At 69.1% G+C, this 24,867-nt stretch carries 17 protein-coding genes; 8 read left to right on the top strand and 9 right to left on the bottom strand.

The features are described from left to right. The first annotated feature begins 1 nt into the window (after position 1). The 3 genes from AB0M87_RS14405 to AB0M87_RS14395 all read left to right on the top strand — a co-directional run bounded on the left by AB0M87_RS14405 (position 2) and on the right by AB0M87_RS14395 (position 2,167). The gene (locus tag AB0M87_RS14405; RefSeq protein WP_365852515.1) at positions 2 to 913 is read left to right on the top strand and encodes a sugar ABC transporter permease; all 912 of its coding nucleotides are present in this window, start codon (positions 2 to 4) and stop codon (positions 911 to 913) included. Continuing rightward, positions 910 to 1,752, top strand: a complete 843-nt coding sequence (locus AB0M87_RS14400) for a carbohydrate ABC transporter permease (RefSeq protein ID WP_365852513.1) — start codon at positions 910 to 912, stop codon at positions 1,750 to 1,752. Before AB0M87_RS14405 ends, AB0M87_RS14400 begins: the two co-directional genes overlap by 4 nt. 73 nt (positions 1,753 to 1,825) lie before the next feature. Continuing rightward, positions 1,826 to 2,167: an L-rhamnose mutarotase gene (locus AB0M87_RS14395; RefSeq protein ID WP_365852511.1), complete on the top strand. Its 342-nt coding sequence runs from the start codon at positions 1,826 to 1,828 to the stop codon at positions 2,165 to 2,167. A gap of 85 nt (positions 2,168 to 2,252) precedes the next feature. Here the strand turns inward: AB0M87_RS14395 and AB0M87_RS14390 are convergent, their stop codons facing one another. From AB0M87_RS14390 to AB0M87_RS14365, 6 genes are all read right to left on the bottom strand, one after another. After that, entirely contained in the window at positions 2,253 to 3,002 is a 750-nt protein-coding gene (locus AB0M87_RS14390; RefSeq protein WP_365852509.1) for an FCD domain-containing protein, read from the bottom strand. Between the two features lie 509 nt (positions 3,003 to 3,511). Continuing rightward, a complete protein-coding gene (locus AB0M87_RS14385; RefSeq protein WP_365852507.1) occupies positions 3,512 to 4,552 on the bottom strand; it encodes a LacI family DNA-binding transcriptional regulator in 1,041 nt (346 codons plus the stop codon). Positions 4,553 to 4,626: 74 nt separating this feature from the next. Next, positions 4,627 to 5,799: a fumarylacetoacetate hydrolase family protein gene (locus AB0M87_RS14380; protein ID WP_365852505.1), complete on the bottom strand. Its 1,173-nt coding sequence runs from the start codon at positions 5,797 to 5,799 to the stop codon at positions 4,627 to 4,629. Between the two features lie 10 nt (positions 5,800 to 5,809). Then, positions 5,810 to 6,613 carry an enoyl-CoA hydratase/isomerase family protein gene (locus tag AB0M87_RS14375; RefSeq protein WP_365852503.1) on the bottom strand — a complete coding sequence of 268 codons (804 nt, stop codon included), beginning with the start codon at positions 6,611 to 6,613 and terminating at the stop codon, positions 5,810 to 5,812. Next, positions 6,610 to 7,704 carry an extracellular solute-binding protein gene (locus AB0M87_RS14370; RefSeq protein ID WP_365852502.1) on the bottom strand — a complete coding sequence of 365 codons (1,095 nt, stop codon included), beginning with the start codon at positions 7,702 to 7,704 and terminating at the stop codon, positions 6,610 to 6,612. Before AB0M87_RS14370 ends, AB0M87_RS14375 begins: the two co-directional genes overlap by 4 nt. Next, positions 7,701 to 8,909, bottom strand: a complete 1,209-nt coding sequence (locus tag AB0M87_RS14365) for a CoA transferase (protein ID WP_365852500.1) — start codon at positions 8,907 to 8,909, stop codon at positions 7,701 to 7,703. Before AB0M87_RS14365 ends, AB0M87_RS14370 begins: the two co-directional genes overlap by 4 nt. Positions 8,910 to 9,117: 208 nt before the next feature. Here AB0M87_RS14365 and AB0M87_RS14360 point away from each other — a divergent pair, with 208 nt between their 5' ends. Together AB0M87_RS14360 and AB0M87_RS14355 are read left to right on the top strand one after the other, a co-directional pair. Further along, complete coding sequence (locus AB0M87_RS14360) at positions 9,118 to 9,864, top strand: SDR family oxidoreductase (RefSeq protein WP_365852498.1); 747 nt, start codon at positions 9,118 to 9,120, stop codon at positions 9,862 to 9,864. Next, positions 9,861 to 10,928, top strand: a complete 1,068-nt coding sequence (locus tag AB0M87_RS14355) for an aldose 1-epimerase family protein (RefSeq protein WP_365852496.1) — start codon at positions 9,861 to 9,863, stop codon at positions 10,926 to 10,928. Before AB0M87_RS14360 ends, AB0M87_RS14355 begins: the two co-directional genes overlap by 4 nt. 60 nt (positions 10,929 to 10,988) lie before the next feature. On the opposite strand, the gene AB0M87_RS14350 is transcribed toward AB0M87_RS14355, so the two are convergent. After that, positions 10,989 to 11,159, bottom strand: coding sequence for a hypothetical protein (locus AB0M87_RS14350; RefSeq protein WP_365852494.1), 171 nt, complete (start codon positions 11,157 to 11,159; stop codon positions 10,989 to 10,991). 562 nt (positions 11,160 to 11,721) lie between these two features. Between AB0M87_RS14350 and AB0M87_RS14345 the strand changes: the two genes are divergently transcribed. The 3 genes from AB0M87_RS14345 to AB0M87_RS14335 all read left to right on the top strand — a co-directional run bounded on the left by AB0M87_RS14345 (position 11,722) and on the right by AB0M87_RS14335 (position 19,857). Beyond that, positions 11,722 to 13,788, top strand: a complete 2,067-nt coding sequence (locus AB0M87_RS14345; protein WP_365852492.1) for an alpha-L-rhamnosidase C-terminal domain-containing protein — start codon at positions 11,722 to 11,724, stop codon at positions 13,786 to 13,788. A 184-nt stretch (positions 13,789 to 13,972) separates the two neighbouring features. Beyond that, positions 13,973 to 16,543 (top strand): beta-L-arabinofuranosidase domain-containing protein, encoded by a 2,571-nt coding sequence (locus AB0M87_RS14340; RefSeq protein ID WP_365852490.1) that lies wholly within the window; start codon positions 13,973 to 13,975, stop codon positions 16,541 to 16,543. A gap of 50 nt (positions 16,544 to 16,593) precedes the next feature. After that, positions 16,594 to 19,857, top strand: coding sequence for a family 78 glycoside hydrolase catalytic domain (locus AB0M87_RS14335; RefSeq protein WP_365852488.1), 3,264 nt, complete (start codon positions 16,594 to 16,596; stop codon positions 19,855 to 19,857). Positions 19,858 to 19,955: 98 nt separating this feature from the next. Here the strand turns inward: AB0M87_RS14335 and AB0M87_RS14330 are convergent, their stop codons facing one another. Beyond that, positions 19,956 to 22,025, bottom strand: coding sequence for a galactosylceramidase (locus AB0M87_RS14330; protein WP_365852486.1), 2,070 nt, complete (start codon positions 22,023 to 22,025; stop codon positions 19,956 to 19,958). A gap of 33 nt (positions 22,026 to 22,058) precedes the next feature. Then, positions 22,059 to 24,467 (bottom strand): trehalase family glycosidase, encoded by a 2,409-nt coding sequence (locus AB0M87_RS14325; protein ID WP_365852484.1) that lies wholly within the window; start codon positions 24,465 to 24,467, stop codon positions 22,059 to 22,061. Positions 24,468 to 24,867: the final 400 nt, after the last annotated feature.

The raw sequence follows: 24,867 nt of genomic DNA, 5'->3' as shown, positions 1-24,867 counted from the left end.
CATGGCACGCAAACTCTCTTCGAAGCCGCGGGGATGGCGCCACGCGGGCGCCGCCGTCAGTATGGTCGTCCCCGCGGTTCTGATATACGCCGCCCTGCTGGTCGTACCGGTGATCTACGCGTTCTACTACAGCTTCACCGAGTACAACGGATTCCCCACCCGTGTCCCCGAGTTCATCGGTCTCGACAACTACCGCACCGTCTTCAGCTCCGACGACATGACCAGCACCATGGTGATCACCGTCGTGGTGGCCGTGGTGGGGGCGATCGCCGTCAATCTCGCGGCGCTGAGTCTCGCGTTGCTGCTGCAGCGCACCAACCGGTTCAACACCTTTGGCCGTGTCGTCATGTTCTACCCGCACGTGCTCAGCGCGCTGGTCGTCGGCTTCCTGTGGCAGGCCATCCTCGGGCCCCAGGGCGTGGTCAACACCATGCTGGAAAAGGTCGGCACCGACAGCCTGCCCTTCCTCAGCGACCCTGACTGGGCCCTGTGGTCGATGATCCTCGTCATCGTCTGGTCCCTGTTCGGCGTCCAGCTGGTCCTCTATCTGGCGGGGCTCCAGGCCGTGTCGGCGGATCTTCTGGAGGCGGCGAAGCTCGACGGCGCCGGCCGGTGGCAGACCTTCCGTGCCGTCACCTGGCCTTCGCTGGCGTCCACGGTGACGGTCGCCGTCATCACCTCGGGTATCTCGCTGCTGAAGACCTACGACGTCGTCGTGTCGTTGACCGGGGGCGGTCCCGCGGGGTCCACCAAGACCCTCGCCTACTCGATCCTGGCTGTCTCGTTCCCGCAGCGGAACATCGGCCTGGCATCGGCCCAAGCCGTGCTGCTGATCCTCGCGGCTGCGGTCCTGTCCCTCACGGTCCTCTTCCTGCGCAGGCGCGCCGAGGACGACGCGGAGTCCATCGGATGAAGAAAACACTCACCTCGGCCGCCACCCTGCGGGTGGCGCTCATCACCCTGCTCGCCGTCGGCATGCTCGTGCCCATGTACATCCTGGTGGTCAACGCCTTCAAGAGCCAACAGGACATTCTCAGCAACCCGTTCACGCTGGACCTCGGTACGGCAACGTTCCAGCACCTCGCGGACGCCTGGAACAACCCGGACTTCAGCATCCTCAAGGGCTACGGCACCACCATCGCGCTGGTGCTCTGCGTGAACGTACTGGCCATGGTGGTGTGCGCCCCCGCCGCGTACGTACTGGCCCGCACCCCGACGCCGGTCTCCCGGCTGCTGCTGTTCTTCTTCATCGCGGGGATGTTCATCCCGACCCAGGTGATCCTGGTGCCGGTCATCTTCGTGCTCCGCGCCGTCGGGCTGATGGGCACGATGCCCGGTCTCATCCTGTTCATGACGGCCACCACCATCCCGTTCACGCTGTTCGTCTTCTTCGGCTACATCCGGATGCTGCCCCGGTCGCTGGACGAGGCTGCGTCGATCGACGGGGCCGGCAAGTACTACACGCTGTGGCGGATCATCGTGCCGCTGATGCGGCCGATCATCGCTACCGTGTTCATCCTGAACTCGCTGAGCGTGTGGAACGACTTCGCCAGCCCGCAAATGATCCTCGGTCCCGGCAGCGGCGTCTACACCGTCACCACCGGCGTGTACGCGGCCGTCGGCCAGTACTCCACGGACTACACCAAGGTGTTCCCCACCTTGCTGCTCGCCGTGATCCCGATCCTGGTGATCTTTATCGTGATGCAACGTCACGTCATGAGCGGCCTCGCGGCGGGAGCCGTGAAGGGATGATCCCGGCCACCGCGCCCGGCCGGCGGAGGTCCTTCCCGAACCGGCCCTGCCTCCCCGAAGGAGTCCCCCTGCCATGCCCGCACCCCATGCCCCGCGCCGCGTCGCCTCGGTGATCCGCTTGCTCCCGGAACAGGAGGCGAAGTACCGGGAGTTGCACCGCGTGGTCCCCCAGCCGGTGCTGGACGCCCTCTCCCGCGCCCACATCACCTCGTACTCCATCTTCCTGCGCGACCACACGTTGTTCGCCTACTACGAGCACACCGGCGACGACTACGAAGCCGACATGGCCGCCGTCGCCGCCGATCCGGACACCCAGCGGTGGTGGACACTCACCGATCCCTGCCAACAGCCCCTGGACTCGGCGGAGCCCGGGGAACGCTGGGTGCAAGCCGAAGAGGTCTTCCATCTGGATTGATCCGCGATCCTCCGCTCTGTCCGGTCTTCTCCGGCGCTCCGGCGACGTCTGCGGACAGCCAGGTGCGCCCGTGGATGGACTCGCGTCAGGTCCCGGACGTGCCGAGCGGCCGCCGTCGAGCCCACGCGGAAGTGATGTGGTCCCGCATCGCCTCGGCCGCTGCGTCGGCGTCCCGGGCGAGCAGCGCGGCTGCGACCCGTGCATGCGCCTGGTGCGTGAGCTCGATGTCCTCGCGCGTCGGGTCGCCACTGTACTGGGGGGAGCGCACGGCCTTTCCCTGGATGCTCGACACGATGGCGCGCCCGAACGCGTCGCGCGACGCGCGGTGAATAATCTCGTGGAACTCGATGTCGGCGCGGGAGTAGGCCGCCGGGTCGTCCCGGAGGGTCGCGAGCTCGTCGAGCTTGGACGAGAGCGCTGCCAACTGCGCGTCCTCTATGACCCGGGCGGCGCGTGCGGACATGGCGCACTCCAGAGTCGTCCTGATTTCGATCAGGTTGTCGAGGAAGAACAAACGGTCCTTCCGCTGGAAGAGAGCGTCGAGGATCAGGGGGTCGAGAAGACTCCACTGCTCCTGATCGAGCACAACTGTCCCCCAGCCCTGGCGAGTCGCGACGAGGCCCTTCTCGGAGAGCGTCGTGGTCGCTTCACGGATGACGGTGCGGCTCACCTCGTACTGCTCACACAGGTCGCCCGCCGACGGAAGCGCGGTCCCGGGCGGATACTCGCCGAGCACGATGGCCGTCGCCAGGCTCTGCACGACGGCAGCGGCGAGGGGCGGCCGGCGCGGTTGATGGCGGGACACGGCAACGGCGTCCGCGGATGGATTACTCATCTGGTCAGCGACTCCCCATGTGTGGTGCAGGTGTGCCCGGCCCCCGCGGTACGAGGACTCAAGGCTAACGGAACGTGCAAAGTCATCACTCGTATCATAAGTGATGAGCGATAGCTCCTGGGAGGGGAACGGCCGCACCGCGCCGCATCCGCGGTGAGGGCGCACGCGCTCCCCGCCGGGGCCACTCGCGACGGGCGCCTCGCACAGGCCCGGCCGGGGCTTCCACGGCAGAACTGGCACTCTGCGACCGCGCGACGCGAGTCGGTCGAATTTCACGAACGGTGGGCTTCACTCACCGGCGCGAACGTCGAAGGCGGGCTCGGCATCGACCGGGACATACGGTGGGTGCTGACGCCTCGGTCCTCTCCCCCGCCGACGGCCGGTGGGACGAACCGGACGAGTTCCCCGTGGTTGGACGCGCCGCTGGGTCCGGCCACCGCGTCGCGGACCTGGAAGTGCCGCCGACGGCGAGGATGGTGGACGGTGCCCGGAGTGGAGGGTCCGCTCCATCAGGAGCTTTCGCGGGCGACGATCCGGTAGCCCACGTCACGGTGTGGCGCGCTGACCGGGGCACCGCGCATCCGCTTCAGCAGAAGCTCGGCCCCCAGCTCGCCGATGAGAGTACTGGGTACCGTCACCGTGGTCAGCGCCGGGACGAGATGCCGGGCCAACTCGAAGTCGCCGAAACCGGCCAGAGCGAGCGTGCCCGGCACGTCGATCCCCCGCCGCACACACGCCTGCAGGGCTCCGGCGGCGAAGACGTCGCTGGAGAACATCACAGCGTCGGAGTCCGGATACCGCTCCAGCGCCAGGTCCAGCAAGGCGACGCCGGTATCCATGGTGACCGGCTCCGGTCCCGCGTCCACCGTGCGCGGGGCCGCCCCCAGCAGCTCGCGGACGGCGGTCGCGTAGCCGTCGAGGCGTTCCGCGGCCCGGGGATCGCCGGAGGTGTGCCGGCCCGCGAACGTGATCCTCCGCCGGTCCCGCCCGGCGAGATGCGCGACCATCGCGGACGCCGCCGCCGCGTTGGAGAAGCCGACCAGCAGATCCACCGGCTCGTCCGACCAGCCCCAGGTCTCCACCACGGGGACTCCGGCCGCCCCCAGCAGGGCGAGGGTACCCGGGGTATGGTCGGTCCCCACCATGAGCAGTCCGTCAGGCCGCCGACCGAGGAAGCTGCGCAGCACGTCCTCCTCGTGCTCCGGCTGATAGTCGGTCGTGCCGACGAAGATCTGGTAGCCATCGGCAGCGAGGGCGGTCGAGAAGGCGTGGACCGTGTCCGCGAAGACCGACGCGTTGATCTGCGGAACCAGGACACCGACGGTGCGGCTCCGGTTCGACGCCAGGTTGCTGGCTGCGAGGTTGGGCACATAGCCGGTCGCTGCGATGGCCGCCTCGACCTTGGCGCGGGTCGCGTCCGGCACCGACCGCGGGTCGCGCACGACACGGGAGACCGTCTGGGCCGACACACCGGACGCCGCCGCCACGTCCGACAGGGTCACGGAACGGGTCGCGGAACGCTTGCGGGGGCGGAGGGGCGGCTGAGTCACACCGGAAACGATATCCAGTGCTCCCGCCGCTGCCCCCTCTTCCCGGTGCTGCCGACCGGTCGTCACGCCGTGCGTCACAGTGCTCCCCGAGCGGACAGCGACCGCATCAGATCGGCGAGGCCGAAGTTCCACGGTTCGCAGGCGTCACTCGGCCTGATCCGGTTGACGAGTGCGCCGAGTCGGGGCGTGGCGATGGTGACCAGGTCACCGTCGTGATGCGTGAAGCCCTCGCCCGGTGTGTCACGGTCCTCCACGGGTGCGAACATCGTGCCGAGGTAGAGCACCGCGCCGTCTGGGTACTGATGGTGCGGGCCGATCAACTGGCCGACGAGTTCAAGGGGATCGCGGCTGATGGCAGACATCGAGGACACCGCGTCGAGCCGGTACCCGTCGTCGCCCTCGACGGTCAGGGTCACCGCCGCCTTCCGCACGTCGTCGATGCCGAAGCTCCGGTCGAAGAGCCGCACGAACGGCCCGAGGACCGCCGAGGCGTTGTTGTCCTTCGCTTTGGCCAACAACAGGGCGGAACGACCCTCCACATCTCGCAGATTGATGTCGTTTCCGAGGGTCGCGCCCACCACGGCCCCGGCGGAGGAGACGACGATCACCATCTCCGGCTCGGGATTGTTCCACCGCGACGAAGTGAGGACCCCGGCGTCCGTCGCGCCACCGATCGCTGCGAGCACCGGGGACTTGGTGAAGATCTCGGCGTCAGGCCCGATGCCGACCTCCAGGTACTGGCTCCACATTCCCCGGGCGACCATGAGCTCCTTCAGCGCGGCGGCCTCCTTGGAGCCGGGCCGCAGGGACGCCAGGTCGTCGCCGAGCAGGCCGCGGATACGCTCGCGCACTTCGGCTGCTCCGGACGCCTCGCCCCGTACGCGTTCCTCGATCACCCGCTCCAGCATCGACGCCACAAAGGTCACGCCGGCGGCCTTGACCGCCTGTAGGTCCACCGGTGCGAGCAGCCAGGGATCTTCCGGATCACGCGTTCCTGGCGGGGTGTTGACCAGCAATTCGTCGAGTCCGGCGATGCGCTCGCCGTCGGCCGCCCGCAACTGCGCGGCCGGGTCGGGTGTTTCGCACAGATCCCGGACGGTCGGGAAGGACGCCGTCACGTCGTGCACGCCGCTCTCGCGGACCGCGACGACGGAGGGTCCGATGCCGGGTCGCCAGACCCGGCCGACGAGTGCCCCCTCGGTACCGTCGCCCGGCAGGGTGGTCGCGGCGTCGGGCCAGTGTTTCATGACGTTCCTCTCAGGCCTTGCGGAAGACGGGCGGGCGCTTCTCGGCGAATGCGCGGCGGCCCTCGGCGGCATCCTCGGTGGCGAAGCAGATGGTCTGCAGGTCCCGCTCGTAGGCGAGAGCCTGGTCCTCGGGCAGGTTCCCAGCGGCCCGCAGGTTGATCTTGGCGGTCTCCGCCGCCACGGGGGCCCGGGAGGCGATCACTGCAGCGAGGGCGCGGGCCCGGTCAAGCAGCTCTTCGGGGGCAACCACCTCGCTGACCAGGTGCCATGCCAACGCCCTTTCAGCGTCGATGCGTTCGCCGGTGAGCAGCATGAGTGCGGCATTGCTCGGGCCTGCTGCGCGGCTGAGGAAGGCGGCCATGCCGCCGCCCCCGATCCAGCCGAGCGTGATCTCCGGAGCCCCGAAGGACGCCGTCCGTGAGGCGAGACGGATGTCGCAGGAGAGGGCGGTCTCCAGCCCGCCGCCGAGTGCGTAGCCGCCGACCGCCGCGATGGTGGGGGTTCGCGCCTCACGAATGGCGTCGCAGTAGTCGAGGCGGTTGCGGAACTCCCACGGCGTGCGATAGCCGTCGAGTTCGCGGATGTCCGATCCGGCGCTGAAGGCGCGCCCGCCCGCACCGGTCAGGACCACGGCACGGACGTCGTCCGTGGTATCGCACCACTCCACGGCACGGACCAAGGCGCAGGACATCTCAGGGGTGACGGCATTCAGCTTCTCGGGCCGGTTCAGGGTGAGGGTGGCCACGCGGTTGGCCACGTCGAGCAGTACGTGTTCGGTACCGAGGCCGGGCGGGGTACTGACAGTGTCAATCATGTTCGCCTCTTCTTCGTGGTCCGGCTCGTGCGGTAGAGGACGCGCATCCGGTCGAGTGCGGCCCGGTGGCTGGTCTCCTTGGCGAGGACGGCCCGGACGACGGCCGAGGCCGCTGCCTGGAAGCCGATGTAGCCGGCGTGCCGGGGGCGGACCCAGGCCTGCTCACAGGTGGCAGTGGTGCGGCGGTAGAAGTCCGCGGCAACGACCGCGGGGTCGGTCCAGGCGGCACGCGCGCTGGGCTGCCCGTTGTGTTCGGGCAGGAACTCCCGCTGGGCGGATGGGGACATCAGCCAGCGGACATGATCCAGCAGTTCGGGAGTGGTGGTGCAGCGGGAGCTGACGGCGAGGCCGGTGCCGCCGAGGGTGGAGCCCGGCCGTCCTCCCGGTCGCGCGGCGGGAGCGTCGGTGAACGCCAGCCGGTCGGCGTAGGTGACGTAGCCGTACACCAGTGGGCAGTGCGCCACGCGTTCGGTGCGCGACATCAGCTCCAGCAGCCCGATCGGGTTGAGGGCGCGCGTTTCGGCCGGTGCGAGAGCGTCGACGGCCGCCATGAGGTCGAGGACCGCGCGTCCCGTCCCGTCGCTGATCAGCACGTCCGGGTCTGCGGCCGGCTCCTCGCCGAGTGCGACCGCGATGGAGGCGAAGGTGAGGAAGGCATGCGGTCCGGCGAGCGACAGGGCCACCGGCGCACGGCGGGCGAGGCGCTGCACCTCGTCCCAGGTGGCGGGGGGCTCCCCCACAAGATCGGGCCGGGTGGCGGCGACCTGCGTGGCCGCGTCCAGCGGGAGCGCCCACTGCCTGCCGTCCATGGTGTACGAGCCCATGGTGGGACCGATCGAGCCGGTGCGCCAGCGGTCCAGCTCCTCCTGGCCGAACAGGTCGTCGAGCGGGCGAAGACAGCCGGACGCGAGCGCCTCACCGAGGTGGGGATGGTCGAGCACGACGAGGTCGTAACGGGCGCAGAGCTCGTCGACGGGGTGGGATTCGAAGCCTTCCAGCGGCTGGACCGACCAGTGCACGAGGTCGCCGGCCGCGGCGGCGAGGGCGTCGTGGCCGCGTGGATGGTCCCACGTCAGCCCGGTGTGGGTCACGACGTCTCCGCCACGGCGCCGGAGGCGAAAAGTTCCTCGATCGCCCCTTCGTCGAGGCCTGCTTCGGCCAGGATCTCGCGGGTGTGTTCGCCGGTGAGCGGCGCGCCACGGTCGATACGGGGCGGAGTGGCCGAGAATTTGTACGGAAATCCGGGCACCTTCACGCGGCCCTCGGTGGGGTGGTCGTAGGTGACGAAGGTGCCGTTGTGCCGGATCTGCGGGTCCTCGACCAGGTCCGAGTAGCCGTAGACCGGGCCGGCCCAGATGCCCGCGGCTTCGAAAGCGTCGAGCCAGTGGCGCGAGGTCCGGGCGAGCAGCCGGGACGCGGTGCGGGAAAAGATCTCGTCGCGGTGGGTCCAGCTGTGTTCCTCGTCCTCCATGGACAGGAAACTGTTTTCGCCGAGGAGCTCACCGAGCGTTTTCAGGGGCGGGAAGGCAAGGACGATGTAGCCGTCGGCGGTCTGGAACGCGCCGTAAGGCGCGCGGATGTAGACGTGCGCGTGCGGCTCCGCGGATCGGGACTGCGCCAGTCCGCCAACGGTGTGCACCGACAGTTCCTGCATCTGGAGGGTAGTGACGGCGTCGAGCATGTTCACCGTTACGAGCTGGCCCTCGCCGGTGCGTTCGCGGTGCAGCAACGCGGCGAGCACACCCTCGAACGCGGTGGACGCCGTTACGGCGTCCACGAGGTACTGCCCCGCGGCCCGCGGCGCCTCGCCGGCGCAGCCGGTGGAGAGCATGGCACCGGACATCGCCTGGAGCAGCAGGTCTTGGCCGGGGCGCTGGGCGTAGGGCCCGTCTTCGCCGTAGCCGGAGATGGAGACGTACACGAGTGACGGGTTGATCGCGGCCAGCGAGGCGTAGTCGACGCCGAGGCGGTCGGCTACGCCGGGCCGGTAGTTCTGCAGGAAGACGTCGGCGCCGGCCACGAGCCGGCGGAGCACCTCTTTGCCCGCCGGGTCCTTGAGGTCGACGGCGACGGAGCGCTTGTTGCGGTTCAGCGACAGGAAGGAGACGTTGATCCGGTTGCCGGCCGCACCACCCGCCGCGGCGTGCCGCTGCCACTCACCGGTGACCGGCTCGACCTTGACCACGTCGGCCCCGAGGTCGCCGAGCCGCTGTGCCGCGAAAGGACCGGCCATGGCGATGGAACAGTCGAGGACCCGGTACCCGGCAAGTATCCCGGGCGTGTCGCGCGTCGTCATGGGACTCCTTGGAGGAAGGAAGCGGAAAGGGAGGCGAGGGTGAAGAGGGCAGAACACGCCACCTCATCGCGGCATTTGTTGTTCCCGGGCTCTGTTGTTAGCGCTACCGGCAGCGCTAACATCCACGCTAGGCGGGCACCGCTCGGAGTGTCAACGCCTCGATCCGCCCCCGCGGCACCCGGTCGGAACCGGGAAGATGGGACCACCGATGAAACAACCACAAGTAGCACTCGTGACCGGCGCCGGTGGCGCCCTGGGCCGGGCCATAGCCTGCCGCCTGGCCGCCGACGGCCACGATGTCGCCGCGCTTGACCGCGACACCGCATCGCTGGAAGAGACGGTCGAGCAGGTTCAGAAGGCCGGTGCCCGCGCGCTGGCACTCACCGCCGACCTGCGCGACCCGGAGGCAATCGAGGCGGCAGTCGAACGGGCCGCGGGCGAGCTGGGAACGCTGCGCGTCCTGGTCAACAACGCCGCCGTGTACCCGAGCCGGCGGTTCCTCGACGTACCGCTCGCGGAGTACGAGGAAGTGGTCGCGGTCAACCAGCGTGCTTACTGGGTCGCGGCGCAGGCCGCCACGCGCCGCATGGCCGGCACAGGCGGCGGGGCGATCGTGAACATCGCCTCGATCACCATGCACGGAGGCTGGGACTCGCTCGCCGCCTACGTCTCCACGAAGGGCGCAGCCGTCGCGTTCACCCGCGCACTCGCCCGCGAGCTGGGACCTGAGGAGATCCGCGTCAACTGCGTCTCCCCCGGCGCGTTCCCCACCGCGGCCGAGGAGATCCACGACGACCCGGAAATCTACAGGCGGCACGTGCTCGATCATCAGGCGCTGAAGCGTCGCGGCCGTCCCGAAGAGCTGGCCTCCGTGGTGTCGTTCCTCGCCGGACCGGATGCCTCCTTCGTCACCGGCCAGTGCGTCGAAGTCAACGGAGGGTGGGTGATGGCGTGAAGCTGAACGGACGCGACTACGACCGCCATGCCCTCGCCCGGCTCGCGGGCGACCTCGGCGCAGCCGGCGGCGTGCGGTCCGTCGTCCTGGACGACGGTTCAGAACGCGGCATCCGCACGCTGGAGTTCCGCACCGGTTCGGGCCTCTCCTTCGACGTTCTCGTGGACCGGGCCATGGACCTTGGCAGGGCGGAGTTCGAGGGCCGCGGCTTCGGCTGGCGCTCCGCGACCGGGTTCCGCCATCCTGGCCTGCACGAATACCGCGACGACGACGGCCTGTCGATGATGCGCAGCTTCTCGGGATTGCTGCTCACCGCTGGGCTCGACCACACACTGTTCGGCGCCGAGGTGGACGCCTCGCAGTACCGCTATCCGCCGCGCCGTACCGTCTCCCACGGACTGCACGGCCGGGTCGCCAACCTACCGGCCCGTCTCACCGGCTACGGCGAGCAGTGGCAGGACGACGACCGCTGCGTGCTCTGGGCGGAAGGCGAGGTGCGCCAAGCGGCGATCTTCGGTGAACATCTGCGGCTCACCCGCCGCATCGAGGCCGACCTCGGCGGCACGGAAATCCGGCTCATCGACCGGGTGCGCAACGCGGGCTTCGACCCCACACCGCACATGTACCTGTACCACATCAACATCGGTTGGCCCTTCCTGGACAAGGGCGCGCGCTACCAGATGCCGCTGCGCCGCACCTTGTGGGAGAGCGACAGCGTCGCCGAGCAGGGCGTCTCGAACACCGACATGCAGGGCCCGCTGTCCGGGTTCGTCGAGCAGGTCTACGAGCACGAGCTGGAACCGGACGCCAACGGTTCCGTACGGCCGCGGCTGGTGAACGACCGTCTGGGCATGTACTTCGAGCTGGAGTACGACGCGGTGCAGTTCCCGTCCTTCTTCCAGTGGATGCACCTGCGCGAGGGAGCGTACGCAGTGGGATTTGAGCCCTCCACGCACCATGTGCAGGGCGAGACCGCCGCCAGGGAGGACGGGTCCATGACTTTCCTGGAACCGGGCGAGGAACGCCTGTACACGACGACTTTGCGGGTGGGCCGGACCCGCTGATCAGGCGGCCCGGCAATCGGAATGCGGTGTACGGGAGATGCCGGGCGACGGGAGCTGTGGCTACGCGGCACGGGGCAGCCGGTTCCAGTGCGGGAGCAGGACCAGTCCGGCGGGGAACGCGGCGCCCGCGAAGCCGGCGCACAGCACTCCGCCGGAGGGGAATCCGGGGAGCGGCCCAGCGAGTTCGCAGCCACCGATGGAACTCGAGTGCGGTCCAGCGGCTGATGTCACTCGGCCATTCAGGACCATCTCGTCCACACCGGCATGGCGTAGTTCTCCCGGCCGCCCTCGGCCCGTTCACCGGGCTCGCGGCCCCAGGTGATCGGTGAGTTCGCCTTCCGGAGCGGACTCCAAGATTGAGACGGTGAGCGATGGGCCCGGGCTGCATCGTTCATGCCCCAGCCTCGAACTGCGCGCTTCTCCGCGTTCGTTCCGTCAGTCACGGCGAGTCCATCCATCGCTAGTCATTGAATCGTGACAATCGCCGATCGAGCGACGGACGCCATTCAAGTGGGCCAATGAGCCTTGTCATGGCCCTTGACCGCCGCAACGCCTGACTATAACGTCCCGACTGGTTAAAACGATTCATTCCCGCCCTACCGGCGAGAACGACAAAGGGGGACGCCACACCAGGGAGGCCCCCGCCGCCGGGTCCGGCAGTGGAAACAGGTCTGCCGGGACAGGAACCGCCTTGTTGTGCCGGGCGCTCGGCATTCGAAGCGGCCCGCCCCGGACCGCGGCACCCGTTCCACCCTCTCGTTCTCCGCATCCCATCCAGCTTTGCGAGGCATGTGTGACCACCTGGAAGAGAAGACACCGGACCGCCCTCACCAGCGCAACGTCGGCGGCGCTCGTGGTGATGGCGATGCTCGCGCCACAGGCGGCAGACGGGGCCCCCGCCACCGCGTTCTCCGGAACGCTTACTTCAGCCGCCGGGCATCCCTGGGATGCCTACAACTACTCACCGCAGTCCCGGACGCTGAAGCCCGTGGCGATCCAGAGCACGGTGGGTTCGGTGACGGACGCCTCCGGAGTGCTCTCGGGCAAGTCCACCCGGCTGAGCGGCTCCGGATCCGCTGTCACCTTCGACTTCGGCAAGGACGTCAGCGGTCTGGTCACGCTCCACTTCGCGGCTTCCGACGGCCCGCAACGCGTGGGTCTGGCGTTCAACGAGTCCTCGCAGTACGTGGGTTCCACGAGCGACGCCTCCACCGGCGGTCCGCGAAGCCGGGACGGAGCGCTCTACGCGGACGTAGACGGCCCGACGACCTACACCATGCCGGCGAAGAACCTGCGCGGTGGGTTCCGGTACCTGACCGTCTTCATGGACTCCGCCGGCAGTGCCGACCTCGACGCGGTCACCGCGCACTTCACGGCCGCACCGAAGATGCAGGACCCGCGCGCCTACGCGAACTACTTCTACTCCAGTGACGACCTGCTCAACAGGATCTGGTACGCCGGGGCCTACACGATCCAGCTCAACACCATCGACCCGAAGACCGGACGGGTCTGGGAGGCTCCCGCCGAGACGTGGGACAACACCGGCGACGTGGGCGTGGGCGACACCATTCTGGTGGACGGCGCGAAGCGGGACCGCACGGTCTGGCCGGGTGACCTCGGTGTCGAGATCCCCTCCGCCTACGCGGCTTTTGACGACACCGAGTCGGCCCGCAACGCCCTCACCACGCTCTACCAGCACCAGAAGATCACGGGTGAACTGCCGTACTCCGGGCCCATGATGAACAAGTACGGGTCGGACACCTACCACATGTGGACCCTGGCAGCGTCCTGGGACTACTACCGGTACACCGGCGACCGGAAGTGGGTCGACGGCATCTGGGGCCAGTACAAGCGGGGTGTCGACTACATCGGCGCGAAGATGGACGACCAGGGCCTGCTGTCGATCGACCAGACCGCCGACTCGGTGCGGAGCCTGCCGAAGGGCGAGAACCTGATCGCCAACGTCCTGATGTGGCGCGTGCTCACGACCGGCTCGCAGCTGGCGAAGGTCGAGGGCGACACCACGCTCGCGCAGTCCTACGCGCAACGGGCGGTCGCGCTGCATACCGCGATCGACAGCCGTCTGTGGGACGAGAAGAAGGGTGCATACCGGTTCTACCCCGACTCGGACGTCTACGCCCAGGACGGCAACTCGCTCGCGGTGTGGTACGGCCTGGCCGACCAGAGCAAGGCTCGCCGCATCAGCTCGTACCTCACGACCAACTGGAACGACCGCGGGTCGACCTCCCCGGAGAACAAGGGGAACCTGGGGGTCTTCGCCGGGTCCATGGAGGTCAACGCCCACTTCGCCGCGGGCGGAACAGCGGCCGACCAGGCGGGAGTCGATCTGATCCGGCGGCAGTGGGGCGCCATGCTCGACGACCCGCTCGGTACCAAGAGCACGTTCTGGGAGTCGTCGCGTCCGGACGGCTGCATCTGCAGCACCTACGTCAGCCTCGCGCACGCCTGGGCGACCGGGCCGACCACGGCGCTCACGTTCTCCGTGCTGGGGCTCCAGCCGACCAGCGCGGGCGGACGCGCCTTCGACTTCGTCCCGCACACCGCTGACCTCACCTTCGCCCAGGGGCGGATCACCACGACGCTGGGCCCGGTCGACGCCTCGTGGCGCGTCAACCGGAAGGAGGGTCAGTACCACGCGGAGCTCACCGCGCCCCAGGGCAGTGAGGGGCGCGTCGCGGTGCCCACCTTCGGAAAGCAGATCTCGGTCTTCGTCGACGGCAAGCTGGCCTGGAACGGCACGAAGGCCAAGGCCTACGACGCGCACACCGACGGCGAGTACGTCTACCTGGAAGCGCTCGCCGGACACCACGTGATCGACAGCCACCAGCACGACAACTGAGACGATCACGCCGCGCACACCTCACGCCGGCCGGCATGAGGTGTGCGCGGCCTTCCGGGCGGCCCGCGCTCCACTCCCCGTCGCACGGAGCGTCACGGGCCCGTTCGGCTTCGTGCCGCCGAGCGACACCTCCACACCCATCTCGCTCGGCGGATTCCCCGCATCCACCAGGAGCCCTGCCGTCATGAACGCACCGCACCCTCCCGTACGCCCCAACCGCCGCCACTTCATCGCAGCTGCCGGAGCCGCCGCCGTCGCGCTAAGCCTCGGGGCCCCCGCCCGGGCCGCGGCCCGCCCCGCCGACCAGGGCCGTCCGGCTCCCGTCGGCGCGGTCCCGCCGCGGCTCACCCCGTTCCCCCTGTCATCCGTCGCGCTCCTGGACAGCCCGTTCCGCGAGAACATGCGGCGCACCTGCGCCTATCTGCTGTTCATCGATCCGGATCGGCTGCTGCACACCTTCCGTCTCAACGCCGGCCTGCCGTCGTCCGCCGAACCCTGCGGCGGTTGGGAGGACCCGGCGGTCCAGCTGCGCGGTCACAGCACCGGCCATCTGCTCTCCGGGCTGGCCCAGGCCCACGCCAATACCCGGGACGACGCCTACGCCGCCCAGGGGCGGGTCATCGTCGACGCCCTCGCGGCCTGCCAGGCCGCCGCATCCGGCGCCGGTTACACGCCCGGCTACCTCTCCGCCTTCCCCGAGCAGGTCTTCGACCAACTGGAGGCCGGCGGCCGGCCCTGGGCTCCGTACTACACGATCCACAAGATCATGGCCGGCCTGCTCGATCAGTATCTGCTGAGCGGTAACGACCGGGCCCTGGACGTGGTGCGTGCGATGGCTGCCTGGGTGGGGACCCGCACCTCGCGTCTGACGGCCGACCAGATGCAGACGCTGGTCCTCCGGGTGGAGTTCGGCGGCATGAACGAGGTCCTGTCGAACCTTTACCTGGTCACCGGGGACCCGTCGCATCTGCGCACCGCCCGTCGGTTCGACCATGAGGACCTGTACGGACCGCTGGCCGCGGGCCGCGACGAACTGGACGGCCGCCACGCCAACACCGAGATCGCCAAGATCGTCGGCGCCGCGCGCGAGTACGAAGCCACCGGTGAGCAGCGCTACCGCGACATCGCCGGCTACTTCTGGGACACGGTCGTACATCACCACTCGTACGCCATCGGCGGCAACTCCAACCAGGAGTTCTTCGGTCCGCCCGGCGAGATCGTCAGCCGGCTCTCCGAGGTGAGCTGCGAGAACTGCAACTCGTACAACATGCTCAAGCTGGGGCGGCAGCTCTTCCTGCACGACCCGGGCAAGGCCGCGTACATGGACCACTACGAGTGGACCCTGTACAACCAGATGCTCGGCGAGCAGGACCCCGACTCCGAGCACGGCTTCGTGACGTACTACACGGGCCTGTGGGCGGGCTCGCAGCGCCAGGTCAAGGGCGGGCTCGGGGCCGCGCCCGGCAGTTACAGCAGCGACTACGACAACTTCTCCTGCGATCACGGCACGGGCATGGAGACCCATACCAAGTTCGCCGACAGCATCTACTTCCGCACCGCGGACGCCCTGTGGGTCAACCTGTTCATCCCGTCCCAGGTGACATGGGCCGAGCGAGGGGTGACGCTGCGCCAGGAGACCCGCTATCCCGACGCGGACACCACCAAGTTCACGATTACCTCCGGAGGCGGCCGGTTCACCCTGAAGGTACGGATCCCCGGCTGGCTGGCCGACCATGGCTCGCACGCCCGGGTCCGGGTCAACGGTCACCCGGCCGGCGCCCACGCCGAACCGGGTACGTACCTCACGCTGGCCAGGAACTGGCGCCCCGGAGACGTGGTCGAGGTGACGCTGCCGATGGAGCCGGTCTGGCGTCCGGCGCCGGACAACCCGCAGGTGCGCTCCCTGTCCCACGGCCCGGTGGTCCTGGCCGGCGCGTACGGCAGCACCGTGTCCCGGACCATCCCGAACGTCGATCCCGCCTCGGTGCGGCGGCTGCCGGGGCGTCCGACGGCCTTCACCGCCACCGCCGACGGCGCAGCGGTGTCGCTGCTGCCCTTTCACCGGATCCAGCACCAGCACTACAACGTGTACTGGGCCGTCTCGCTCAAGACCGGTCACGAGCGCGAGATCGCCCACTACGCCTTCGACGAAGGCCGCGGAAGCACCACCGCGGACTCCCTGCGTTCCTTCCCCGACGGAGAACTGGCCGCGGGCGCCGGCTGGACGGCGGGCCGCACCGGCGCCGGCGTCGCGCTGGACGGCGCCGGCGGCCACGTGGTCCTGCCGCCCGGTCTGCTCACCGGTCTGGAGGCGCTGACCGTCAGCGCCTGGGTGCGTGCCGACTCGCTCAGCAACTCCGCCCGGGTGTTCGATCTGGGCTACCACAAGGACACCTACCTCTTCCTCACGGTGCGCACCGGCACCGGGAAGGCCCGCGCCGCCCTGAAGATCGCGGGTATGGAGGCCGAGGACTTCATCGACGCCTCCGACGCCCTGCCGCAGGGCCGTTGGACGCATGTCGCCCTGACCGTCGGCGGCGGCACCGGCGTGCTGTACGTCGACGGCGTGGAGTCCGGGCGCAACGACGCGATGGTGAGCAGTCCGCTGCTTCTGGGCGCCACCACGCACAACTACCTCGGCCGCTCGCAGAACTCCAAGCACCCGTATCTGCAAGGCGCCGTCGACGGCTTCCGTGTCCACAACCGGGCGCTGTCCGCCACGGATGTGGCCGCGCTGTTCCGCGCGGACGCCTGACCCCGCGCCTCCACGCCACACCCCGTCCACCGCACTATCCAGGAGACCCCGTGTCCGCAGCCTTCCCCCGACGTGTCCGGCGCCGCCCGGCCCTCGTCACCGCCTCCGCCCTGACCGCACTGGTCACCATCCTGCCCCCGGCCGTGACCGCTCAGGCGGCGCCCGCCGGCGTCACCGCCACCACGCTGCGCACCCAGCACCTGAGCCAGGCACTCGGCATCGACGACACCACTCCCGACCTGAGCTGGCAGCTCAGCGGCAGCGGCACGGACGTCATCCAGCAGGCGTACCGAGTCCAGGTGGCCACCAGCCGCGCCCTGCTCACCAGCGGCCGTCCCGACCTGTGGGACTCGGGCCGGATCGACTCCGACACGCCGCGCACCACGTACGCCGGCAAGAAGCTCGGTTCGCGCACCCGTGTCTACTGGCGCGTGACGGTGTGGTCGAACACCACGAACCGCCCGTCCCGCTGGAGCGACACCGCCGTCTTCGAGACCGGACTGACGAACCCGCAGGACTGGTCCGCGCACTGGATCACCAACCCCGACTGGAAGCTGAGCACCCGGAAGGTGGAGCCGGTCGTCGTCCGGCTGCCGAAGACCACCGCCCGCTACGTCCGGCTCGATGTCACCAAGCTCGGCCTGCCGCTGGCCGACGACTTCCCGAACCGTTCCTGGCGGCTGCAGCTGGGGGAGATCGAGGTGCGCGACTCCGCCGCACCGGACACGGACCTTGCTCAGGGCGCGGCCATCACCGCCTCGGAGTCCAACACCCTGCGCAAGACCTGGGAACCCCGTCTCGCCGTCGACGGACTGACCAACAGCGCCCTGCAGACCGCGGCCGGCTACTCCAGTCAGGCCCACCCCGGCGCCGACCTGTCGTCCTCGCCCATCACTCTCACCCTCGACCTCAATTCTGCCCGGACCTTCGACCAGGTGGTGCTCTATCCGCGCTCCGACGTCCTCACCGACGACGGCCGCGTGCCGAACTTCCCCGTCGACTACACCCTCTCCACCGGGGACGCGGCCACCGGACCGTTCACCTCGGCCGCGAAGGTCACCGGCCAGCAGCCTCCGAAGCCGTACCTGCCCTCCGGCCTCCCGCTGTTCACCAAGGACTTCGCGCTCGGCGAGAAGGTGCGCAGCGCCCGCCTCCACGTGGCCGGCCTGGGCATCTACACGGCCGACGTCAACGGCCGGCCGGTCGGCGACGCCGTGCTGGAGCCCGCGAACACCACGTTCGCGGACCGGGTGCAGTACGCCACGTACGACGTCACCGACCTGCTGCGGCACGGCGACAACACCATCGGCGTCGCCCTCGGCAACGGCATGTCCAACGTGGTCAGCACCGCCGACCGGTACCGCAAGCTCTACGGGAACCTCAGCGACCCCAAGCTCATCGCCCAGCTGGAGGTGACCCTCGCCGACGGCACCGTCAAGCGCATCGCCAGTGGCGCGGACTGGCGTACCGTACTGGGACCGACCACGTCCTCGAACTGGTACGGCGGCGAGGACTACGACGCCCGCCGCGAGATACCGCACTGGGACGAACCGCATCAGAACCGATCGGACTGGTCTCAGGCGGTCACCGTCGACGGCCCCGGCACCCCCGGTCACCCGGCACAGCTCAGTGCCCGCGAGACCGAGCCGATCCGTGTCGAGGAGGCCCTCAAGGGCACCGAGGTCTCCGGCACCGCCCCGGGCAGCCGCATCTTCGACCTCGGCCGCAACATCGCCGGCTGGCCCGAGATCACACTGGACGCCCCGGCCGGGACGACCGTGCGCGTCTACCCCGCGGAAAGCCTCAAGGACGGCCACGCCTTCCAGTCCATCAGCAACGTGGGCGCCCCCCTGTGGGACAGCTACACCGCACGCGGCACAAAGAGCGAGACCTGGCACCCGCAATTCTCCTACCACGGTTTCCGCTACCTGGAAGTCAAGGGCCTGCCGGCCGGAGCCACCATCTCCGTACGCGGAAAGGTGCTGCACACCGACAACGCTTCCGCAGGTGACTTCAAGAGCTCCAACGACCTGGTCAACGGCATCCACTCGATCATCCGCAGGTCCATCGAGAACAACATGATGAGTGTGCTCACCGACTGCCCGAGCCGGGAGAAGCTCGGCTGGTTGGAGCAGGACCAGCTCGTCTTCCCGGCCCTGGCCGCCAACTACGACATGCAGGCCTACCTGCGCAAGATCGTGCGGGACATGGCCGACGCACAGACCACCGAGGGCCTGGTCCCGAGCACCGTGCCGGAGTACACCAGCCTGCCGGGCGCCTACCGCAACGACTCCAACTGGGGCGGCGCATTCGTCCTCGTGCCCTGGCAGCTCTACACCACGTACGGCGACACCGACACGCTGCGCACCTACTACCCGGCCATGAAGAGGTACGCGGCGTTCCTCAAGACCCAGGTCTCCGACGGCATCCTCGACTACGGGCTCGGCGACTGGTTCACCCCGGACCGCACCTTCCCGCGTGCGGTCGCGGGCACCTACGGCTACTGGCGGGTGGTGGACGCGCTCAGCCGGATCGCGGACGTGCTCGGTGACGACGCCGACGCGGCGTCCTACCGCAGCGAAGCCGATGCGAGCGCCAAGGCGCTCACCGACAAGTACTACGACACGGCGACCGGGACCTTCGGCAATGGCGGCCAGGGCGCCGAGGCGCTCGCGCTCGATATGGGCGCGGTCCCAGACGACCAGCGGCAGCGGCTGCTCGACCACCTCGTGGGCAGCATCCGGGACGCGGGCTACCACCTGAACCTCGGTGAGATCTCGCTGCCCGCGGCGTTCCGGGTCCTGTCCGCAGCAGGCCGCGACGACGTCGTGTACCAGATCGCCACGCAGACCAGCAGTCCCAGCTACGGCTACCAGGTGGTGCACGGCAACACCGCGTTGGGCGAGTCCTGGGACGGCGGCTCCGGCCAGTCGCAGGACCACTTCATGCTCGGCGCGATCGACTCGTGGTTCACCAGCCGCCTCGCCGGGATCCAGCAGGCGCCCGGCTCGGTCGGCTACGAGAAGTTGCTCGTCGCGCCGGCCGTCGTGGGAGACCTGGCCTCCGCGTCCGGCTCCTACACCACGCCCTACGGCAAGGTCTCCACTTCCTGGCACCACGACGGCTCGGCCTACCGCCTGCGGGTGACCGTGCCCACGGGGACCAAGGCAGAGGTCCATGTGCCGGTCACCTCAGGGACCGTTCGCGCCGATAGGGGTGCCACCCTGCTGCGCACCGAGGGCGGCACAGCGGTGTACGAGGTCGGCTCCGGTGACTGGTCCTTCACCTCCACCTACGCCCCGGCCGGGAACTGACCCCGCCATCGGGCCGACGAACGACACGGCGCCGCCGACCCCTGCGAGGGAGTCGGCGGCGCTGTGGTGTCGGGCCCGAATCGGCCCCGGCCCCCGCCCTACCGGCTCACCTCCGGCGCGACTGCGATGTCGTCGAACTGGGAGGTTCCGTAGGAGCCGAGTCCCAGGCCGACCTGGCCGTGGTCGTACGTGGTGTCGGTGACCTCGGCGACCTGGGTGCCGTCGACGGTCGCGGTGATCCGCTCGCCCGAGAAGCCGAGGGCGAACCGGTGCCAGGTGTCCGTTGCGGCGGTCGGCAGGTCACCGTGGGCCAAGACCCGGGTGGTCTTGTCCGGCAGGACGGCCTCCAGGGACCAGGTACCGGCGTCCGACAGCTTCAAGTAGTAGGCCTCCCATACGTTGTCGTGGTGCGGCCCGACCGAGTTGAGCTGGTTCACCACCCTTCCCAGCAGCGACGCCGTGCCGGACTGGTGGATCATCACCTTGGCGGACACCGTGTAGTCGGTCCACTGGCTGTCCCCGGCCAGGGTCAGCGGGCTGGTGACCCTTGACCACTTGATCGGCTGGGTCGTGATGGCCTGCTGCAGACACCTGCCGGTTCCGCTGCTGCCGGGCGCGGCCTCAGGTGCGACGGAGCAGGGCGCCGTCTCGAACGCGCCCTCCATGTCGGAGAGGTAGCGGGGGGTGACGCCGTCCCGGTATCCGTCGAAGGTGTCGCGGTAGGGCAATGCCATCGTCTTCGACGGGGGCGCCGTCTGCACAGCCGCCCCCTTCCCGCCGGGCATCGTGGTGAGCGTCGTGACGGTGCCGGGCTGAAGGGTGACGGTGTGCCTGCCCCGGGCATCCGGGTGCACGTCGGCGCCGCGGACGAACCAGTCCGCCGGGTCGGTGGACCGCAGTGTGGTCGACCACCGGTGCAGCGCACCACGGGGAAGGTGCCCGGTCGGCGTGACCGTGACCGTCTGCGGGGCCGTGGCGGCCGTCGTCTCGATCACTGTCGTGTAGGCCGGCCGCTTGCCCGGGGACTGCAGCGTCACATAGGTGCCACCACCGTCGAGATAACCGCTGGCCGAGTCGATGTAGCGCCAGCCGGGATGTGTGAACTGCGCGGTCTGGGCGATGGTCCAGAGTGTCGGGCCGAGTTCGTAGTGGCCGTTCCACGGTTCATTGGCGCGCAGCAGACCACTGCCCTGCATCTGGACGGTGGGGTACCAGGCGTAGGCCACCGGCCAGTTGATGAACCCCGTGATGCGCGAGTCGACGTACTCATGGTTCATCTCCGCGGCGAGCCGGGGCGCGCCGGTGAGGTAATTGTTCCAGCCGGATTCACTCGCGAACAGCGGCTTGTCCAGGCCGAGGGCGTCCGGCGAGCTCGAGCAGTGGATCTCCGAGCAGGGGTAGTGGATGCCGACCACGTCCACGGCCTTGGCGAAGGCCGGATCGTTCTTCATGTCGGTGGCCACCTGCCAGCCCGCGTTGTCGGCGGCGACCACCTTGACGTCGTCGTAGCCGTTCTTCACGAGCGCGGCCTTCAGCTTGCCGTACCAGGCGGCGTCCCATCCCTTTTCGTTCCAGCCGCCGAGGTAGTTGACGTCCAGGTGGTGCTTCTTCGCACACCCGATCCACTGCATCAGGTAGTTGATGTTGTCCGCCGACCAGAAGCCGCCGTCGAACCACCCGGGCGCGCCCCATTCGAGTCCGTAGAACTGAATCTGCGGGTTACGCCGCTGCGCCTGCTCCATCAGCCACCACTCGTACCCCCGGTTGCAGTTGACGTCGGTCGGTGTGCGCATGTGGCTGGGTTCGGCGCCGTTGCTGGAGTTGGTGTCGGAGCCGATCTCCACCTTCAGGATTTGCAGCGAGGCGCCGTATCCGGGTTTGAAGAGGTAGTCGAGGATCTGGTCGCGCTGCCGCTTCGGGTAGTCGACGAGCAGCCTGGATGTGCCGCCGCCCCCGCTGATCGCCCCAATTCCGTCGAAGACCCGTCCGGTGCCGCGGCTGTCGACGCTGATCGACTGGACCGGGGGTGTATCGGAGCCGGTGTCTGCGCTGGCCGTGGGTGTGACGAGCGCGGCCACGCAGGCGATGAGCAGCGCTCCTACCGCCCACAGGGAACGGCAAGCGGGCCGCCGCCATCGGCCGGGGGACGGTGTTCCGGTGCTGAGCATGGGGTCTCTCCTCTCGTTCCGGGGGTCCGGGTTTCACAGCTCGACATGGGTGCGGCCCGCTCGTACCTGTGTCCGGCGCGGTCGGCCGCGCTCCGGGGACACCTCGATCCGGGTCGGGCCGTCCGCGTTGAGGTCGAAGGAGGCCCCGGACGTGTGGAGCAGGAAGTTGCGGACCGCGACGCGCGCACCGGTGGCCCGGAACACGACCTTGCCGTCCCGGGCCAGTGTGGTCCGGTTCGGTCCGGCAGAGACGGAGTACGTGTGCTCACGCAGGCGCACGTTCGCGATGCTGTTGGTACCGGGCAGCGAGAGGCTGCCGAACATGATGCCGGACGGGTCGCCCTCCCAGGGGTTGTCGGAGATCAGTTCGTGCAGGCTCTGCACGGCCATGGCGTTGGACCATGAGTAGGTTCGCCAGGCGGTGTCGACGGCGGAGTCCATGATCGACTGGCCGGGCTCGGGGTCGAAGGACTCGGGGAACCAGTTGTCCTTGTCCCAGGCATCGAGGTACATAGCGGTGCTCCGGGCCGCGAACTCGCCGGCCACGTCGTCGAAGCCGTACCGTTTGACGCCGTCGTACACGGTGGCGTTCATGGGGGGCCACACCGCTCCCTTCCACTGCTCGGGGGCGGTGTCCTCACCGTATCGGTCGAAGAACTTGAAGTGTTCGGAGCCGGGGTGCACCGGGCCGCCGCCGCAGTAGGCCGGATCGTTGCGGGCGACGCTGGGGACGACATACTCCCCCCAGAACTCCTTGGGGTCGAGCAGATGCTCCTGCACCAGGGTCTTCGCCCGGTCCGGTGTCGCGATACCGGCGAACAGCGGGTAGAAGACGGTCGGCGTGACGACGTCGTTCCACGTTCCGTCGAGGTAGCGGCTCAGGTAGAGGCGCCGCTGCGGATGCCACAGCCGGTCGTTGATCAGCCGGTAGATCTTTGCATGCTGCGCGGCGAACCGCGCCGCGTCCGCTGTTCTGCCCAGCACGCGGGCCATCTTGGCCAACGTCTCGGCCATCAGCGCGTAGTACGAGTTGAGCGCCACATCGGTGAGGTTGGTGTTGTCGCGGGAGTCCCCGCTGCCGCCCTTCTTCTGGATGCGCTGGTAGTCGGCGTAGACGGGACTGTCGTCCAGCCCCAGGTGGTTGCCGCGGCCGCCGACCCGGTCGCCGAAGTAGGGGGCCTCCAGCAGCCCGTCGCCGTCGGCGTCCCACTCCGGCAACAGATCGTAGTAGGCCACAAGCGTGGGATACGCCTTCTTCAGTACGGTCACATCGCCGAACTTCGTGTACAGGCGCCAGACGGCGTACGCGTGCATCGGGCCGGAGTTCTGCTGGTCGTAGCGCGGCCCCTTCAGCGGGACCTGGTTGGGTGGTGCGTCCGCGTCGAAGATGTCCGTCTCGTGCTGGGTTGCCAGTGGCCTGCTCACGAGTGCGGCGTCGATGGCATCGAAGGCCGAGTCCCACCCGGTGAAAAGGCCGCCCCCGCCGCCCCATCCCCACATCACGAAGGCACGCTGGTGGTTCTTGTCGTAGTTGGTGTTGAGGGACAGTGCGTCCCGCACCGCGTCCGCTGCCCGCCCCGCCGGACCGGACCCCGTCAGGTTGTCCTTCCGGACCGATGCCTCGGCGGTGGCCAGTATCTGCTCCGCATCATGAGGCTCCGGCGGATCCAGCCGGGGCGGCCGCCCGCCGACAGCGGCGGCGAAGGTGAGGGTCTGGCCCTTGCTCAGCCGGTATCGCAGGGCGGCCGCCGTGGTGCCGGGTACGCCGGTGGCGCCGGTCATGGCGGCGGTCATATCGGCGATCGACGCGTAGCAGCCGCTGCTGTCGGCGGGGTCGGTGGGGGCCAGCCGGAAGTGGCCGGTGCGGGACGTCTCCAGCAGTCCCGGCGCGCTGCCGGTGACATCCTGACCGTCAAGTGCGAAGGCCGCAGCCTCGCCCCAGGGCGTCGTGACCTCGAGGAATATGGTCGTGTCGTGGTCGAGTGCGGTAACGGCTCCGATGACGGAACCGCCGTCGTCGGTGCGGGCGTAGCGGACCCGGATGGTGTGCTTCTGACGCTGCGCGTCGTCGTACTGCTGCTGCAGCGACGGCAGTTTCGCGGTCGCGTCGGAGACCTCATCGGCGGACCACTGCTCCGGGTGCGCCATCACCTCGCGCAGGGCCTGGAGATGCGCCGGTGTGAGCTTGCGGTCGTCGGTGCTGACCTGGACCTCTTTGTAGGCACCGTCGGGTGCCATCGGCCCGATCCGCCAGAGGTTGTTCGTCATCTTCTCGCGGATGACCTTGCCGGACTCGGTGAGCAGGCCGATGCGGAGCGCGAATCTGGATTCGCCCTCACCGACGAAGAGTGCCCCGGTCCAGTCCTGGTCCTTGATGCCCGGCATGGCGAACGGTCGCTGCATCGTGGGATACGGCAACGCCGTCCGGTGGCCGTGGGCCATGCGCTCTCCTGGTGCCGAGTAGGGCGGGGCAGCTTGGGCTATGCCCGAGCCGGCCGCCAGGGCCGCCGCCGATGCGCCGAGACCGGTGGCGCCCACCGTCCGGAGAAAGTTGCGTCTGGGAAGGTGACCGTGCGTCATTTCGCCTCTTGCTTCCTCAAGTACAGGCCGGCGTCCGGGCATGGGAAAGCACCCGCAGGGCGCGGGGTGCGCAGGACGGCGACCTGACAAGGCCTGTGTGAAATGTTTCACTGACGGACTCATTCTCAACACCCTCTGGCGAGAGAGTCAACGGGGAGTGCCGGGTCGGCTACCGAGGCGCGAGCTTTCTACCAGCAAGTAACCCGAAAGTTCCGACGGCCGGTCGCAGAACCCTTGCTTCCCAAGCCACGTCGCCTTAGCG

The organism is Streptomyces sp. NPDC051320, from assembly GCF_040682175.1.
Taxonomy (GTDB): Bacteria; Actinomycetota; Actinomycetes; order Streptomycetales; family Streptomycetaceae; genus Streptomyces.
The sequence above is the reverse complement of the archived record's forward strand: the minus strand, read 5'-3'. Positions and strand labels throughout refer to the sequence as shown.

Excerpts from the sequence above, each read along its gene's own strand:
- AB0M87_RS14365 (WP_365852500.1), bottom strand. The coding sequence starts at position 8,909 with ATGACGACGCGCGACACGCCCGGGATACTTGCCGGGTACCGGGTCCTC.
- AB0M87_RS14325 (WP_365852484.1), bottom strand. The coding sequence starts at position 24,467 with ATGGCCCACGGCCACCGGACGGCGTTGCCGTATCCCACGATGCAGCGA.
- AB0M87_RS14395 (WP_365852511.1), top strand. The coding sequence starts at position 1,826 with ATGCCCGCACCCCATGCCCCGCGCCGCGTCGCCTCGGTGATCCGCTTG.
- AB0M87_RS14400 (WP_365852513.1), top strand. The coding sequence starts at position 910 with ATGAAGAAAACACTCACCTCGGCCGCCACCCTGCGGGTGGCGCTCATC.
- AB0M87_RS14360 (WP_365852498.1), top strand. The coding sequence starts at position 9,118 with ATGAAACAACCACAAGTAGCACTCGTGACCGGCGCCGGTGGCGCCCTG.
- AB0M87_RS14405 (WP_365852515.1), top strand. The coding sequence starts at position 2 with ATGGCACGCAAACTCTCTTCGAAGCCGCGGGGATGGCGCCACGCGGGC.
- AB0M87_RS14375 (WP_365852503.1), bottom strand. The coding sequence starts at position 6,613 with ATGATTGACACTGTCAGTACCCCGCCCGGCCTCGGTACCGAACACGTA.
- AB0M87_RS14330 (WP_365852486.1), bottom strand. The coding sequence starts at position 22,025 with ATGCTCAGCACCGGAACACCGTCCCCCGGCCGATGGCGGCGGCCCGCT.
- AB0M87_RS14380 (WP_365852505.1), bottom strand. The coding sequence starts at position 5,799 with ATGAAACACTGGCCCGACGCCGCGACCACCCTGCCGGGCGACGGTACC.
- AB0M87_RS14340 (WP_365852490.1), top strand. The coding sequence starts at position 13,973 with ATGAACGCACCGCACCCTCCCGTACGCCCCAACCGCCGCCACTTCATC.
- AB0M87_RS14390 (WP_365852509.1), bottom strand. The coding sequence starts at position 3,002 with ATGAGTAATCCATCCGCGGACGCCGTTGCCGTGTCCCGCCATCAACCG.